This window comes from Pseudomonas sp. 22072 (assembly GCF_052046095.1).
GTDB lineage: Bacteria > Pseudomonadota > Gammaproteobacteria > Pseudomonadales > Pseudomonadaceae > Aquipseudomonas > Aquipseudomonas paracarnis.
In genome coordinates this window covers 190,756-206,056 of record NZ_JBQEQE010000005.1, presented here as the reverse complement: position 1 = coordinate 206,056, position 15,301 = coordinate 190,756, and the positions used below count along the sequence as shown (strand labels likewise).

The window sequence follows — 15,301 nt, the reverse complement described above, 5'->3', positions numbered from 1 at the left end:
GGCTTGCCTGCGATGGCGGTGTTTCAGTCAGCATCTTCGGCGANCAGGCAAGCCAGCTCCCACAGGGGTCTATGCAAGGTTTAAGACTGGTATTGGCTGAGCAACCGCTCCATCCGCGCATCCATCCGACGCTTGATCTCGGCCTCGATATGCGGCGCAAAGTCATCGATCACATCCTGCATGATCAATTGCGCAGCGGCGCGCAGTTCATTGTCCAGGTGCAGCAGCAGGGCGTCGGGGGCTTTTTCGGCGGCTGGAGCGGGTTCTGCAATCGCAGGTGCCGGCGCGGCAGGCTTGCCGCCGACCATGTCGAACAACAGCGGAATCTGAACCTCACCCTCCACCGTCTCGGTCAGCAGCGGCGGTTGCAGGTTGTCATCACCCAGCAACTGACGGATCGACTCCAGGTCATCCAGCAGGTGGTCGTCTTTTTTCAGCGGGTTGGGAGTGTCCATCATGTACTCAAAGTCGTTGTAGCCGGTGATCTTGCAGAGGATAGCCCTGTTCACGGTAGAAACGGAAACTCTCCCGCGCAGCCTGACGAATAGCCGGGTCTTCCACTACCACTTCCGCCACACGGGCGAACGCTTGGGCAAAGGCCGGTACTTTCAGGTCGAGGTTGACCAGCAAGTCATGGTGATCGCCGCAATTGTCCCCCAAGCCCAGGACTACCAGGCTTTCAGGTTCGGATTCGGCGGGGCCGTGGGGCACGAAGCTTTCGCCCTTGAATCGCCACAGACGGGCATCAAGTTCTTCACGTTGGGCGGCATCGCTGCAGTGCAGGTAGATGCGATGGCCCATGCGCCAGGCTTTTTCAGTGAGTTTGCAGGCAAAGTCCAGGCGCGCGAGAGGATCGGCGCTGGGCAATATATAGAAGTCGACTTGGGGCATTGGAAATCCTGGGGCTGGCCTGGTTGCCCCTCTGTAGGAGCGAGCTTGCTGTGGCGAGCAAGCTTGCTTGCGCTGTGGTGCGCAGTGCCCCTAAAAAGCCGGGGACTGCTACGCAGTCAACGGGAGCAAGCTCCCTCGCCACAGCAAGCTCGCTCCTACAGAGAGGCGCAGGGGCCGCTTAAGCTTTGGCGCGATCCAGCAGGTATTGGGTCAGCAGGGGTACCGGACGGCCAGTGGCGCCCTTGTCCTTGCCGCCGCTGGTCCAGGCCGTGCCGGCGATGTCCAGGTGAGCCCAGTTGAAGTTCTTGGCAAAGCGCGACAGGAAGCAGGCCGCAGTGATGGTGCCGGCTTTCGGGCCACCGATGTTGGCGATGTCGGCGAACGGGCTATCGAGCTGTTCCTGGTACTCATCGAACAGCGGCAGTTGCCAGGCGCGGTCGTCGGCGGCCTTGCCGGCGCTGAGCAGTTGCTCGATCAGTTCGTCGTTGTTGCCCAGCAGGCCCGAAGTGTGGGAACCCAAGGCAACGATGCACGCGCCGGTCAGGGTCGCGATGTCGATCACGGCCTGGGGCTTGAAGCGCTCGGCGTAGGTCAGGGCATCGCACAGCACCAGGCGGCCTTCGGCGTCGGTGTTGAGGATCTCCACAGTCTGGCCGCTCATGGTGGTGACGATATCGCCTGGGCGAGCCGCGCCGCCGCTCGGCATGTTCTCGGCGCAGGCCAAAATGCACACCAGGTTGATCGGCAGCTTGAGTTCCAGCACGGCACGCAGGGTGCCGAACACGCTGGCGGCGCCGCCCATGTCGTACTTCATCTCGTCCATGCCCGCACCGGGCTTGAGGCTGATGCCGCCGGTATCGAAAGTGATGCCTTTACCTACCAGGGCGTAAGGCTTCTCGGACTTCTTGCCGCCGTTGTATTGCATCACGATCAGGCGTGGCGGCTGGTCGCTGCCCTGGCCCACGGCATAGAACGAGCCCATGCCCAGGTCCTTGATCTTCTTCTCGTCCAGTACCTCAACCTTCAAGCCCTTGAACTCTTTGCCCAATGCCTTGGCCTGTTCGCCCAGGAATGTCGGGTGGCAGATGTTCGGCGGCAGGTTGCCCAGGTCGCGAGTGAACGACATGCCGTTGGCGATGGCCTGGGCGTGGGTGACGGCGCGCTGGACTTCAGCCTGGGCGGCCTTGATGGTCAGCAGGGTGATTTTCTTCAGGGCGCGCGGTTCGGTTTTCTGGCTCTTGAACTGGTCGAAAATATAGCCGCCGTCCACCAGCGACTCGGCCAGCAGGCGGGTCTTGCCGTAGCTGTCGCGGCCCTTGACCACGATTTCATCGAGCGCCAGCACCGCATCGCTGCCGCCCAGGCCCTTGAGGGTGGTGAGGATGCCGCTGACGATCTTGCGAAACGGACGGTCGCCCAGTTCGGCATCCTTGCCCACGCCCACCAACAAAACGCGCTCGGCTTTAAGGTTGGGCAGGCTCTGCAGCAACAGGCTCTGACCGACCTTGCCGGCCAGGTCGCCGCGCTTGAGCACTGCGCTGATAGCGCCGCCGCTCAGTTCGTCCAGTTGCTTGGCGGCGACGCCGAGTGTGCGGCCTTCGCCGACAGCGACCACGAGGGTGGCGGTTTTCAACGTTTCGGGGCTAACGCTTTTTACAACCAATTCCATTTTCGGGTCCCTTATCAAGGTCTGTGAGCCGGGAGCTTGTACTCCGGCTTTAAAGCTCGGCAGCGTTGTAAACCGCCAGCGACAAAGGCCGCAGTTTGAACCTCGCCAACGGAGCCTGACAACCCTTGGCGCACGCTTTGTGCGTGCGCATGAGTAAGCTCCGTGACAGGCGAGGTCAATCACAGGATAATGCGCCATCTTTTTAGCCGGCCCGTGGTAAGCGGGTCGACTCGGTATGCTTGCTTGTTTGGCCGCCTTAGCCTGACAACCCTGGAGTGTCTGGTTTGATTGTCTTCCGTTATCTGTCCCGCGAAGTTCTGTTGACCCTGAGTGCCGTGAGTGCGGTGTTGCTGGTCATCATCATGAGTGGTCGTTTCGTCAAGTTCCTGGCCCAAGCCGCCGCTGGCGCCCTGGACCCGGGCTCACTGTTCCTGATCATGGGCTACCGGATGCCCGGCATGCTCCAGTTGATCCTGCCGCTTGGCCTGTTTCTCGGCATATTGCTGGCCTATGGCCGGCTGTACTTGGAAAGCGAGATGACCGTGCTGTCGGCCACCGGCATGAGCCAGCAGCGCCTGCTGGCCATGACCATGGTGCCTGCCGCCGGTGTTGCCCTGGTGGTGGCCTGGTTGAGCATGAGCCTGGCGCCCCAGGGGGCCATGCAATTCCAGCTCCTGCTGAACAAGCAGGATGCGATGACTGAGTTCGACACCCTCGAGCCCGGTCGCTTCCAGTCGCTCAGCGACGGTTCGCGGGTGACCTACACCGAAACCATGACCGACGACCGCTCCAACCTTGGCGGCGTGTTCATCTCCCAGAAGAACCTAGGTCAGAACCAGAAGGATCGGGGTATTTCGATTCTGGTGGCCGACAGCGGTCGTCAGGAAATCCGTCCTGATGGCAATCGCTACCTGATCCTGGAAAACGGCTACCGCTACGACGGCAGCCCTGGCCTGGCGGATTATCGGGCGATCAAGTACGACACCTATGGCGTCATGCTGCCCAAGGCCGAGATCAGTGACGAGGTCACCGACCGCGACGCACTGCCCACCTCATCGCTGTTCGGCAGCCCGGAGTTGCGCTCCATCGCCGAGTTGCAATGGCGCCTGTCCCTGCCGCTGCTGGTGTTTATCGTGACCCTGATGGCCGTGCCGCTGTCGCGCGTCAACCCGCGCCAAGGGCGTTTCCTCAAGTTGCTGCCAGCGATCCTGCTGTACATGGCCTACCTGACCATCCTGATTTCTGCCCGTGGTTCCCTGGAGAAGGGCAAGTTGCCACCGGCCTTGGGCCTGTGGTGGGTGCACGGGGTTTTCCTGATGATCGGCCTGGGGCTGCTCTACTGGGAACCTATCCGTTTGAAAATGAAGAGCCGTCGTGGCCTGAAGGAGTTGGCCCGTGGCTAAGCTTGATCGCTACATCGGCATTAGCGTACTGATCGCCATCCTGGCGGTACTGGGCATCATTCTCGGCCTGGCCTTGCTGTTCGCCTTCATTGATGAAGTGGGCAACGTTACTGACACTTACACAGTCACGGACGTGCTGAGCTACGTCGCACTGACCGCGCCGCGCCGCCTCTACGACATGATGCCAATGGCCGCGCTGATTGGCTGTCTGATCGGCCTGGGTACCTTGGCCAGCAACAGCGAGCTGACCATCATGCGCGCCGCCGGGGTTTCCATCGGCCGTATCGTCTGGGCGGTGATGAAGCCGATGCTGCTGCTGATGGCCTGCAGTGTGCTGATCGGTGAATACGTCGCGCCACCGGCCGAAGCCACCGCCCAGGCCAATCGCGCCCTGGCCCAGGGTTCGGGCGATGCGCAAAGCGCCAAGCACGGCCTGTGGCACCGCCAGGGTGACGAGTTCATCCACATCAACGCCGTGCAACCGGGTGGCCTGTTGATCGGGGTGACCCGCTACACCTTCGACAAAGAACGGCACATGTTGTCGTCCAGCTTCGCCAAGCGCGCGCAGTACAGTGGCGAGCAATGGCAACTGAGCGACGTCACCACCACGCACTTCCGTAACGTGGGTAAGGGCACTCAGTCCAGCACCGAAGTGGTCAATGTGCCGACCGAACAGTGGGATATCGCCCTCAAGCCGGAGTTGCTCAACACCGTGGTCATGGTGCCGGAAGCCCTGCCGATCTCCGGTTTGTGGAGCTATATCCACTACCTCAAGGAGCAGGGTTTGAACAATGGCCGCTACTGGCTGGCGTTCTGGGTGAAAGTCTTGCAGCCGGTGGTTACCGCGGCCTTGGTGTTGATGGCGATCTCCTTCATTTTCGGGCCATTGCGTTCCGTGACCCTGGGCCAACGGGTATTTACCGGCGTGCTGGTGGGCTTCACCTTCCGCATCGCCCAGGACTTGCTTGGGCCGTCGAGCCTGGTATTCGGCTTCTCGCCGCTGTTTGCGGTGCTGGTGCCAACAGCTATTTGTGCCGTGGCCGGGTTCTGGCTGCTGCGCCGGGCGGGTTGAAGCCGCGCTCGCTAAATGCCACTCACTGTAGGAGCGAGCTTGCTCGCGAAAGTCTGCGAAACGCAGCGTTTATCCAGAATAAGCGCGTTATCGTTGGCGATTTTCGCGAGCGAGCTCGCTCCTACAATTTTAAGCCCCATTAAAGTGGGGCTTTTTTGTATTGGTCAGCAAAGATGACGTCTGGCCTGAGCATCAGGTACAATTCCCGGCTATTTTTCAGCGGGCAATCTGCCTGCAGCCTTTTTGAGTGTTGATCCGTGAGTGATTTGAGTCATATCCGCAATTTCTCCATCATCGCCCACATTGACCATGGCAAGTCGACGCTGGCCGATCGATTTATCCAGATGTGCGGCGGCCTTGCCGAGCGTGAAATGGAAGCCCAGGTACTGGATTCCATGGACCTCGAACGCGAGCGCGGGATCACCATCAAGGCCCACAGCGTCACGCTGTACTACAAGGCCAAAGACGGCATCACTTACCAACTGAACTTCATTGACACCCCTGGCCACGTTGACTTCACCTACGAAGTCAGCCGTTCGCTGGCGGCCTGTGAAGGTGCGTTGCTGGTGGTCGATGCCGGCCAGGGCGTCGAGGCGCAGTCGGTTGCCAACTGCTACACCGCGATCGAGCAGGGCCTGGAAGTCATGCCCGTGCTCAACAAGATCGACCTGCCCCAGGCCGAGCCTGAGCGCGTCAAGGAAGAGATCGAGAAGATCATCGGCATCGACGCCACCGACGCCGTCACCTGCAGCGCCAAGACCGGCCTGGGTGTCGACGAAGTGCTCGAACGCCTGGTGCATACCATTCCCGCACCGACCGGCAACTACGAAGATCCGCTGCAAGCGTTGATCATCGACTCCTGGTTTGACAACTACCTGGGCGTTGTTTCCCTGGTACGCGTGCGCCATGGCCGTGTGAAGAAGGGCGACAAGATCCTGGTCAAGTCCACTGGCAAGATCCACCTGGTGGACAGCGTCGGTGTATTCAACCCGAAACACACCGCGACCACTGATCTGAAAGCCGGTGAAGTAGGCTTCATCATCGCTGGCATCAAGGATATTCACGGTGCACCAGTGGGTGACACCCTGACCCTGAGCTCCACGCCAGACGTCGACGTGCTGCCCGGCTTCAAGCGCATCCAGCCACAGGTCTACGCCGGCCTGTTCCCGGTCAGCTCCGATGACTTCGAAGATTTCCGCGAAGCCCTGCAAAAACTGACCCTCAACGACTCGTCGTTGCAGTACACCCCGGAAAGCTCCGACGCCCTGGGCTTCGGCTTCCGTTGCGGGTTCCTGGGCATGCTGCACATGGAGATCATCCAGGAGCGCCTCGAGCGCGAATACGACCTGGACCTGATCACCACCGCGCCAACCGTTATTTTTGAGTTGCTGCTCAAAACCGGTGAAACGATTTACGTCGACAACCCCTCCAAGCTTCCGGACCTGTCGGCCATCGAAGACATGCGCGAGCCGATCGTGCGGGCCAATATCCTGGTACCGCAGGAACACTTGGGCAACGTCATTACACTGTGTATCGAAAAGCGTGGCGTGCAGCGCGACATGCTGTTCCTCGGTACTCAGGTACAAGTGACCTACGATATGCCGATGAACGAAGTGGTCCTGGACTTCTTCGACCGTCTCAAGTCCACCAGTCGCGGCTATGCTTCGCTGGACTACCATTTCGATCGTTACCAATCGGCTAATCTGGTGAAACTGGATGTGCTGATCAACGGCGACAAGGTAGATGCCCTGGCACTGATCGTGCACAAGGACAACGCGCATTACAAAGGTCGCCAACTGACCGAGAAGATGAAAGAACTGATTCCGCGCCAGATGTTCGACGTCGCGATCCAGGCCGCCATCGGCGGGCAGATCATTGCACGGACTTCCGTCAAGGCTCTCAGAAAGAACGTACTGGCCAAATGCTACGGCGGTGACGTAAGCCGTAAGCGCAAACTGCTTGAGAAGCAAAAGGCCGGTAAAAAACGCATGAAGCAAGTAGGCAACGTGGAAGTTCCACAAGAAGCCTTCCTTGCGGTGCTCAGGTTGGATAGTTAGGTCCTATGTCACTAAATTTCCCGCTGTTGCTGGTCATTGCCGTTGCCGTCTGTGGTCTCCTGGCGTTGCTCGATCTGGTGTTCTTCGCCCCGCGTCGTCGGGCGGCCATCGCTTCCTATCAGGGCAGCGTCAGCCAGCCCGATGCGGTGGTGGTCGAGAAGCTGAACAAAGAGCCCTTGCTGGTTGAGTACGGCAAGTCGTTCTTCCCGGTGTTGTTCATCGTGCTGGTGCTGCGCTCGTTTCTGGTAGAGCCGTTCCAGATCCCTTCGGGGTCGATGAAACCCACCCTGGACGTGGGCGACTTCATCCTAGTGAACAAGTTTTCCTACGGCATTCGCCTGCCGGTGATCGACAAGAAAGTCATCCCGGTAGGTGACCCGCAGCGCGGCGATGTGATGGTGTTCCGCTACCCAAGCGACCCGAACGTCAACTACATCAAGCGAGTCGTCGGCCTGCCGGGCGACGTGGTGCGCTACACCAGCGACAAGCGCCTGTTCATCAATGGTGAGTCGGTGGCCGAGAAGCTGTTGGGCGCCGAGCCGAATACCTTGGGCAGCGCCGAGCTGTACCAGGAAAAACTCGGTGCGGTGGAGCACCAAATCCGCAAGGAAATGAGCCGCTACCGTGCGATGCCGGATGGCCAGTGGAAAGTGCCTGCCGGGCACTACTTCATGATGGGCGACAACCGGGACAACTCCAACGACAGCCGCTACTGGGATGACCCCAACATTCCCAAGGATCTGCTGGGCATGGTGCCGGACGAGAACATTGTCGGCAAAGCCTTCGCGGTCTGGATGAGTTGGCCGGAACCCAAGCTCAGCCACCTGCCGAACTTCTCGCGGGTCGGGCTGATCAAGTAATACAAGCGGCGCTGTGAACACAGCGCCGAATGCTTTTCTGGGGCTTGGACATTTTCCGATGCCCGGTACCCATCAGGATTTGAATTTGAACACTGCGTCAATCGTCGATGGCCGCCGGTGCCATCAACTAGATATGGATAAACCGTGACCGTTTCTCTAAGTCGTCTCGAGCGTCAGCTCGGCTACACCTTCAAGGACCAGGAATTGATGGTCCTTGCCCTCACACATCGCAGCTTTGCAGGGCGCAATAACGAGCGCCTGGAATTCCTCGGTGACGCTATCCTCAATTTCGCCGCCGGCGAGGCGCTGTTCGAGCGCTTCCCCCAAGCGCGAGAAGGCCAGCTGTCGCGCCTGCGCGCACGCCTTGTGAAAGGCGAGACCCTGGCCGTGCTGGCCCGAGGCTTTGGCCTGGGCGAGTATCTGCGGCTGGGTTCCGGTGAGTTGAAAAGCGGCGGTTTCCGTCGCGAGTCAATCCTGGCTGATGCGCTGGAAGCCTTGATCGGTGCGATCTACCTCGATGCAGGCATGGAGACGGCCAAGGAGCGCGTTGTCGCCTGGCTGGCCTCGGAAATCGAAAGCCTGACGCTGGTAGATACCAACAAGGATCCCAAGACCCGCCTGCAAGAGTACCTGCAGTCCCGAGGTTGCGAACTGCCACGCTACGAAGTGGTGGATATCCAGGGCGAGCCCCATTGCCGGGTGTTCTTCGTGGAATGTGAAATCACTTTATTGAACGAAAAAAGCCGAGGTCAGGGTGTGAGCCGTCGTATTGCCGAACAGGTAGCGGCCGCTGCAGCACTGATTGCCCTGGGCGTGGAGAATGGCCATGACTGATTCAACCGCAACACGCTGTGGCTATGTTGCCATCGTCGGCCGCCCGAACGTGGGCAAGTCCACGCTGCTCAACCACATCCTCGGCCAGAAGCTCGCGATCACCTCGCGCAAGCCCCAGACCACCCGCCACAACATGCTGGGCATCAAGACCGAAGGCAACGTGCAAGCGGTGTATGTCGATACCCCTGGCATGCACAAAGGTGGCGAGAAAGCCCTGAACCGCTACATGAACAAGACCGCCTCGGCCGCGTTGAAAGACGTCGACGTGGTGATCTTCGTGGTCGACCGCACCAAGTGGACCGACGAAGACCAGATGGTCCTCGAGCGTGTGCAATACGTGACCGGCCCGTTGATCGTCGCGCTGAACAAGACCGACCGTATCGAAGACAAAGCCGAGCTGATGCCGCACCTGACCTGGTTGCAGGAACAACTGCCGAACGCCCAGATCATGCCGATCTCGGCCCAGCACGGCCACAACCTCGAAGCCCTGGAGCGCGTGATCGCCGGTTACCTGCCGGAAAACGAGCACTTCTTCCCGGAAGACCAGATCACCGACCGCAGCAGCCGCTTCCTTGCCGCCGAACTGGTCCGCGAGAAAATCATGCGCCAGATGGGCGCCGAGCTGCCGTACCAGATCACCGTCGAAATCGAAGAGTTCAAGCAGCAGGGCAAGACCTTGCACATTCATGCGCTGATCCTCGTCGAACGCGACGGCCAGAAGAAAATCATCATTGGCGACAAGGGCGAGCGTATCAAGCGCATCGGCACCGAAGCGCGCAAGGACATGGAGCTGCTGTTCGACTCCAAGATCATGCTCAACCTGTGGGTGAAGGTTAAGGGTGGCTGGTCCGATGATGAGCGTGCGTTGCGCTCTCTGGGCTATGGCGACCTGTAACGGGTTGCACAGTGACTGGCGGGCTTGCTGTGGCGAGGGAGCTTGCTCCCGCTGGGCCGCGGAGCGGCCCCAACAAGGTCGACGAGGTTTTTCAGGTATAACTCGGTGGCTGCTAGAGGGGCTGCTTCGCAGCCCAGCGGGAGCAAGCTCCCCTCGCCACACAAGCGCTCTCCTTCTTTAGAGATTCCCCGTCTCATGTCGCAATCCCCACCCCCCAGCCAACTTGCCTACGTCCTGCACAGCCGCGCCTACCGCGAAACCAGTGCGTTGGTGGACTTCCTCACGCCCCAAGGCCGACTGCGCGCAGTCTTGCGCAGCGCACGGGGCAAGGCGGGTACCTTGGCGCGGCCGTTCGTGGCGCTGGACGTGGAGTTTCGCGGCAAGGGCGAGCTGAAAAACGTCGGCCGCCTGGAAAGCGTTGGCACCTCGGCCTGGCTGAATGGCGATGCGCTGTTCAGCGGCCTTTACCTCAATGAACTGCTGATTCGCCTGTTGCCCGCCGAAGACCCGCACCCGGCGGTCTTCGATCACTACGCTGCTACCTTGCTGGCCCTCGCTGAAGGCCGTCCGCTGGAACCGCTGCTGCGCGCTTTCGAATGGCGTTTGCTCGACGACCTTGGCTACGGCTTCGAACTGGCCAACGACCTGCACGGGGAGCCCATCGCCGCCGATGGCATGTATCGCCTGCAAGTCGATGCGGGGCTTGAGCGTGTGTACCTGCTGCAGCCCGGCCTGTTTCAGGGCACCGAACTGCTGGCCATGAGCGAAGCCGACTGGCACGCTCCCGGTGCGCTGTCCGCCGCCAAGCGCCTGATGCGCCAGGCCCTGGCCGTGCACCTGGGCGGACGGCCGCTGGTCAGTCGCGAGTTGTTTCGAAAGCCCTGACGTCCCCGTGTATGCTGTGCACCGATTCTTTCCCTTTTCAGGAGCGCTTCCGTGACCACCAGCAATCGCATTCTTCTTGGCGTCAACATCGACCACGTCGCCACCCTGCGCCAGGCCCGGGGCACCCGTTACCCTGACCCGGTCAAGGCCGCGCTGGACGCCGAAGAAGCGGGCGCCGACGGCATCACCGTGCACCTGCGCGAAGACCGCCGTCACATCCAGGAGCGCGATGTGCTGCTGCTCAAGGACGTGCTGCAAACCCGCATGAACTTCGAAATGGGCGTCACCGAAGAAATGATGACGTTCGCCGAGCGCATTCGCCCGGCGCATATCTGCCTGGTACCGGAAACTCGCCAGGAGCTGACCACCGAAGGCGGCCTCGACGTCGCCGGCCAGGAAGCGCGGATCAAGGCCGCGGTGGAGCGCCTGTCGCGGATCGGCAGCGAAGTCTCGCTGTTTATCGATGCCGACGAGCGCCAGATCGAAGCCTCACGCCGTGTCGGCGCCCCGGCGATCGAGTTGCACACTGGTCGTTATGCCGATGCCACCACGCCGACCGAAGTGGCCGACGAACTGCAACGCATCATCGACGGCGTGAACTGCGGGCTCAACGAAGGCTTGATCGTCAATGCTGGCCATGGCTTGCATTACCACAACGTCGAAGCCGTGGCTGCGATCAAGGGCATCAACGAACTGAATATCGGCCACGCCCTGGTGGCGCACGCGTTGTTTGTCGGTTTCAAAGGCGCAGTGGCCGAGATGAAAGCCCTGATTCTGGCCGCTGCGAAGCCCTGACCGCAAATTAACCTGTAGGAGCGAGCTTGCTCGCGAAGGTCGTTAACGATGACGCGGGGAGTCTGGCTCTCCGAGTTGTTCTCAGGTCTTTCGCGAGCAAGCTCGCTCCTACAGGTTTGTGCCATCTTTCATCTGTGCGGCAATGCGAAGCCTTACTGTTTAGCCGGCGCAGGTGTATCGTATCAGCCCTTTGCGGGCCCTTGGCCTGCGGCAGATACGCGAGGTTGTTGTGTCCCGATCCTTTTCCCGTCGACAAATCCTGGGTGGTCTTGCTGGCCTGGCCGTAGTAGGCGTCGGTGTCGGCGGTGGCTACCGCTACTGGCTGGGGAAAGTCGCTGAGTCCGAGGCGGGGCACGATTACGAGCTGATCGCCGCGCCCCTGGACGTAGAGTTGGTACCGGGGCACAAGACCCAGGCCTGGGCGTTCGGGTCATCGGCGCCGGGCACCGAGTTGCGCGTGCGCCAAGGCGAATGGCTGCGGGTGCGCTTTATCAACCATCTGCCGGTCGCCACCACCATCCACTGGCACGGCATCCGCCTGCCGCTGGAAATGGACGGCGTGCCCTACGTCTCGCAATTGCCGGTGCTGCCTGGCGAATACTTCGACTACAAATTCCGCGTGCCCGATGCCGGCAGTTACTGGTATCACCCTCACGTGAGCAGCAGCGAAGAACTCGGCCGTGGCCTCGTCGGCCCGTTGATCGTGGAAGAGCGCGAACCCACCGGTTTCCAGTACGAGCGCACCTTGAGCCTGAAGAACTGGCACATCGACGAAGAGGGCGCATTTGTCGAGTTCAGCATCCCCCGTGAAGCGGCGCGTGGCGGCACGGCCGGGCGCCTCTCGACTATCAACGGCGTGCCCCAGGCGGTGATCGACCTGCCGGCTGGGCAAATCACCCGCGTGCGCCTACTCAACCTCGACAACACCCTGACTTATCGCCTCAATATTCCTGGCGTCGAAGCGCAGATCTATGCCCTGGACGGTAACCCCATCGAGCCGCGCCCGTTGGGCAAGGAATATTGGCTGGGCCCGGGTATGCGCATTTGCCTGGCGATCAAGGCGCCACCGGCGGGCGAAGAACTGTCGCTGCGCAACGGCCCGGTGCGCCTTGGCACCTTCCGCTCTGTCGCCAATACCGACGCGCCTACCGCATGGCCACCGGCATTGCCGGCCAACCCGGTTGCCGAGCCAGACCTGGCCAATGCCGAGAAACTAAACTTCAATTTCGAATGGGTCGGTTCAGTGTCGGTCAATGTCGAAAACGGCAAGCCGCCGAGCCTGTGGCAGATCAACGGCCAGGCCTGGGACATCACCGACAAGACCTGCGCCGACCGCCCGATTGCCAAGCTGGAGAAGGGCAAGAGCTACATTTTCGAATTGAAGAACATGACCCAGTACCAGCACCCGATCCACCTGCACGGCATGAGCTTCAAGGTGCTTGCGTCCAACCGCCACAAGGTGATCCCGTATTTCACCGACACCTACCTGCTGGGCAAGAACGAACGCGCCCGCGTGGCCTTGGTGGCGGATAACCCAGGAGTGTGGATGTTCCATTGCCATGTGATCGACCACATGGAAACCGGCCTGATGGCCGCCATCGAGGTGGCGTGATGCGCCAGATTCGCCCCGCCGCGATTATCGACCGCAGCCGCGACCAGGACTTTATGCGCGAAGCCCTGGCGCTCGCCGCCCAAGGCGCTGCATTGGGCGAAGTGCCGGTGGGTGCGGTGCTGGTGCAGGACGGTGAAATCATCGGCCGCGGCTTCAACTGCCCCATCAGTGGCAACGACCCCAGCGCCCATGCCGAAATGGTCGCGATCCGCGCCGCTGCACAAGCGATCAGCAACTATCGGCTGGTGGGCAGCACGCTGTATGTGACGCTGGAACCGTGCAGCATGTGCGCGGGTTTGATCGTGCATTCGCGGGTTGCGCGGGTGGTGTATGGCGCGCTGGAGCCGAAGGCGGGCATCGTGCAAAGCCAGGGGCAGTTTTTTACCCAGGGTTTTCTTAACCATCGGGTGTTGTTTGAAGGCGGGGTATTGGCCGAGGAGTGTGGGGCTGTCCTGAGCGAGTTCTTCAAAGCCCGACGAGCTAAACCGTGATGATCGTTCCCACGCTCTGCGTGGGAACGCAGCACAGGACGCTCTGCGTCCCAAAGCGTGACGTAGAGCGTCACAAGAGGCATTCCCACGCAGAGCGTGGGAACGATCATAGTGGTGTCATTTACGAGCGATGATCACCGCCCGCATCGGCGCCGGCAGCCCTTCAATGGTCTTGCTGTGATCCTCAGGGTCCAGGAAATCACTCAGCGACTGATACTTCATCCACTGCGTCCCACGCTGCTCCTCAACCGTGGTCACGCTCACATCCACGCACCGCACATCACTGAACCCGGCCCGGCGCAGCCACAGCATCAACGCCGGTACCGACGGCAGGAACCACACGTTGCGCATCTGGGCGTAACGGTCTTCTGGCACCAGCACTTGTTGTTGGTCGCCTTCCACCACCAATGTTTCCAACACCAACTCGCCGCCCTTGACCAGGGTGTCCTTCAACGCCAGTAGATGCTCGATCGGCGAGCGGCGGTGGTAGAACACGCCCATGGAAAATACCGTGTCAAAGCCTTCCAGGTTCGCCGGCAAGTCTTCGAACGGGAACGGCAGGTGCCAGGCCTTGGGCTCGGACAAGTAGCGTTGCACCGCCTGGAACTGGCAGAAGAACAGCCAGTTGGGGTCCACGCCAATCACGCTGTCGGCCCCGGCGCCGAGCATGCGCCACATGTAGTAGCCGTTGCCGCAGCCCACGTCGAGGATGCGCTTGCCTTTGAGGTCCAGGTGCGGCGCCACCCGCGACCACTTCCAGTCCGAACGCCACTCGGTGTCCACATGCACGCCGAACAGATGGAACGGGCCTTTGCGCCAGGGGCTCAGGCCCATCAGCGCCGTGTGCATCTGTTCGCGGGTGGCGTTGTCGCAATCGGTGTCCAGCACCAGGCCGTTGAGCAAATCTACGCTGTTGGGCTGGATCTTCGGCAGTGCATCCAAGGCGCTCTGCCAGCGCTCCAGGTCGCCATGGCCTTTTTCCATCTTGCTATCGAGCTGCGCTTGCAGGCCCTGGGCCCACACGGCCAGGGGAGTGCCGACCAGATGGCGGGCGAGGGGGGACAAATCAATCATGGCAAGGCAATCAACGAGGCAAAGTTAAGACACTGGAACCACGGCACGACTTTCGAGAACCCCGCCGCCAGCAGGCGTTCGCGGTGTTCTTCGAGGCTGTCGGGCTTCATGACGTTTTCGATGGCGCTGCGCTTCTGGGCGATTTCCAGCTCGCTGTAGCCGTTGGCGCGCTTGAAGGCGATATGCAGGTCGGTCAGCAGCGCGTGTTCATCAACATCGTTGAAGCGCAGCTTTTCCGAGAGGATCAATGCTCCTCCCGGCAGCAGCGCCTGGCGAATGCGCCCCAGCAACGCCAGGCGCTCCTGGGGGGCGATAAATTGCAGGGTGAAGTTCAGGGCCACCACCGAGGCGGGCTTGAATTGCAGGGCGAGGATGTCGCCCTCGATCACCTCCACCGGCAGCAACTCCTGGAACATCGAGTCCTGGCCATTGAGGTATTCGCGGCAGCGCTCGACCATCGCGGCGGAGTTATCCACGGCGATCACCCGGCAACCCTCGGTGCGTACATGGCGACGCAGGGCTTGGGTCACGGCGCCCAGGGAAGAGCCCAGGTCATACAGCACGCTACCCGGTTGGGCAAATTGCGCGGCCAGCACGCCGAGGTTCTCGACGATGGTGGGGTAGCCCGGCACCGAGCGCTTGATCATGTCCGGGAACACCCGCACCACATCCTCGTTAAAGGCGAAGTCCGGCACCTGGGGCAGGGGCTGGGCGAATAGGCGATCGGGTTCTTTGCTCACGGCTGTTCCGGCGACGGTGGGGG

The 15,301-nt window shown here is 61.1% G+C and carries 15 protein-coding genes; 10 read left to right on the top strand and 5 right to left on the bottom strand.

Annotated features, from left to right (window positions below):
• Nucleotides 1-80 precede the first annotated feature (80 nt).
• The 3 genes from ACTJLA_RS07610 to ACTJLA_RS07600 form a co-directional block, all read right to left on the bottom strand.
• Nucleotides 81-455 carry a hypothetical protein gene (locus ACTJLA_RS07610; protein ID WP_034128660.1) on the bottom strand — a complete coding sequence of 125 codons (375 nt, stop codon included), beginning with the start codon at nt 453-455 and terminating at the stop codon, nt 81-83.
• A gap of 7 nt (nt 456-462) precedes the next feature.
• Complete coding sequence (locus ACTJLA_RS07605; protein ID WP_034128659.1) at nt 463-891, bottom strand: DNA polymerase III subunit chi; 429 nt, start codon at nt 889-891, stop codon at nt 463-465.
• A gap of 178 nt (nt 892-1,069) precedes the next feature.
• Nucleotides 1,070-2,560, bottom strand: a complete 1,491-nt coding sequence (locus tag ACTJLA_RS07600) for a leucyl aminopeptidase (protein WP_072447568.1) — start codon at nt 2,558-2,560, stop codon at nt 1,070-1,072.
• Nucleotides 2,561-2,844: 284 nt separating this feature from the next.
• Here ACTJLA_RS07600 and lptF point away from each other — a divergent pair, with 284 nt between their 5' ends.
• From lptF to tadA, 10 genes are all read left to right on the top strand, one after another.
• Entirely contained in the window at nt 2,845-3,963 is a 1,119-nt protein-coding gene (lptF, locus tag ACTJLA_RS07595) for an LPS export ABC transporter permease LptF (RefSeq protein WP_034128657.1), read from the top strand.
• Nucleotides 3,956-5,035: an LPS export ABC transporter permease LptG gene (gene lptG, locus ACTJLA_RS07590; RefSeq protein WP_089041327.1), complete on the top strand. Its 1,080-nt coding sequence runs from the start codon at nt 3,956-3,958 to the stop codon at nt 5,033-5,035. The genes lptF and lptG overlap by 8 nt, the downstream gene beginning before the upstream one ends.
• Before the next feature lie 257 nt (nt 5,036-5,292).
• On the top strand, nt 5,293-7,092 hold the full coding sequence (gene lepA, locus ACTJLA_RS07585) for a translation elongation factor 4 (protein ID WP_032877619.1): 1,800 nt from the start codon (nt 5,293-5,295) through the stop codon (nt 7,090-7,092).
• A 5-nt stretch (nt 7,093-7,097) separates the two neighbouring features.
• Nucleotides 7,098-7,952 (top strand): signal peptidase I, encoded by an 855-nt coding sequence (gene lepB, locus ACTJLA_RS07580; RefSeq protein ID WP_003188855.1) that lies wholly within the window; start codon nt 7,098-7,100, stop codon nt 7,950-7,952.
• A 144-nt stretch (nt 7,953-8,096) separates the two neighbouring features.
• The gene (gene rnc, locus ACTJLA_RS07575; protein WP_003188856.1) at nt 8,097-8,786 is read left to right on the top strand and encodes a ribonuclease III; all 690 of its coding nucleotides are present in this window, start codon (nt 8,097-8,099) and stop codon (nt 8,784-8,786) included.
• Nucleotides 8,779-9,681, top strand: coding sequence for a GTPase Era (gene era / locus ACTJLA_RS07570; RefSeq protein ID WP_005785147.1), 903 nt, complete (start codon nt 8,779-8,781; stop codon nt 9,679-9,681). Before rnc ends, era begins: the two co-directional genes overlap by 8 nt.
• A gap of 195 nt (nt 9,682-9,876) precedes the next feature.
• The gene (gene recO / locus ACTJLA_RS07565; RefSeq protein ID WP_116667267.1) at nt 9,877-10,566 is read left to right on the top strand and encodes a DNA repair protein RecO; all 690 of its coding nucleotides are present in this window, start codon (nt 9,877-9,879) and stop codon (nt 10,564-10,566) included.
• A 51-nt stretch (nt 10,567-10,617) separates the two neighbouring features.
• Entirely contained in the window at nt 10,618-11,361 is a 744-nt protein-coding gene (gene pdxJ, locus ACTJLA_RS07560; protein WP_034128655.1) for a pyridoxine 5'-phosphate synthase, read from the top strand.
• Nucleotides 11,362-11,590: 229 nt separating this feature from the next.
• Complete coding sequence (locus ACTJLA_RS07555; RefSeq protein WP_314548221.1) at nt 11,591-12,973, top strand: multicopper oxidase family protein; 1,383 nt, start codon at nt 11,591-11,593, stop codon at nt 12,971-12,973.
• The gene (gene tadA, locus ACTJLA_RS07550; RefSeq protein ID WP_034128654.1) at nt 12,973-13,464 is read left to right on the top strand and encodes a tRNA adenosine(34) deaminase TadA; all 492 of its coding nucleotides are present in this window, start codon (nt 12,973-12,975) and stop codon (nt 13,462-13,464) included. Before ACTJLA_RS07555 ends, tadA begins: the two co-directional genes overlap by 1 nt.
• A 117-nt stretch (nt 13,465-13,581) precedes the next feature.
• Here tadA and cmoB read toward each other — a convergent pair whose 3' ends face one another.
• Nucleotides 13,582-14,538 (bottom strand): tRNA 5-methoxyuridine(34)/uridine 5-oxyacetic acid(34) synthase CmoB, encoded by a 957-nt coding sequence (gene cmoB, locus ACTJLA_RS07545; RefSeq protein WP_314548217.1) that lies wholly within the window; start codon nt 14,536-14,538, stop codon nt 13,582-13,584.
• Nucleotides 14,535-15,278 carry a carboxy-S-adenosyl-L-methionine synthase CmoA gene (gene cmoA / locus ACTJLA_RS07540; RefSeq protein ID WP_127880869.1) on the bottom strand — a complete coding sequence of 248 codons (744 nt, stop codon included), beginning with the start codon at nt 15,276-15,278 and terminating at the stop codon, nt 14,535-14,537. Before cmoA ends, cmoB begins: the two co-directional genes overlap by 4 nt.
• Nucleotides 15,279-15,301 lie beyond the last annotated feature (23 nt).

Coding starts and splice junctions, on each gene's coding strand:
- ACTJLA_RS07610 (WP_034128660.1), bottom strand. CDS start 455: ATGGACACTCCCAACCCGCTGAAAAAAGACGACCACCTGCTGGATGAC.
- ACTJLA_RS07605 (WP_034128659.1), bottom strand. CDS start 891: ATGCCCCAAGTCGACTTCTATATATTGCCCAGCGCCGATCCTCTCGCG.
- ACTJLA_RS07600 (WP_072447568.1), bottom strand. CDS start 2,560: ATGGAATTGGTTGTAAAAAGCGTTAGCCCCGAAACGTTGAAAACCGCC.
- lepB (WP_003188855.1), top strand. CDS start 7,098: ATGTCACTAAATTTCCCGCTGTTGCTGGTCATTGCCGTTGCCGTCTGT.
- era (WP_005785147.1), top strand. CDS start 8,779: ATGACTGATTCAACCGCAACACGCTGTGGCTATGTTGCCATCGTCGGC.
- recO (WP_116667267.1), top strand. CDS start 9,877: ATGTCGCAATCCCCACCCCCCAGCCAACTTGCCTACGTCCTGCACAGC.
- tadA (WP_034128654.1), top strand. CDS start 12,973: ATGCGCCAGATTCGCCCCGCCGCGATTATCGACCGCAGCCGCGACCAG.
- cmoB (WP_314548217.1), bottom strand. CDS start 14,538: ATGATTGATTTGTCCCCCCTCGCCCGCCATCTGGTCGGCACTCCCCTG.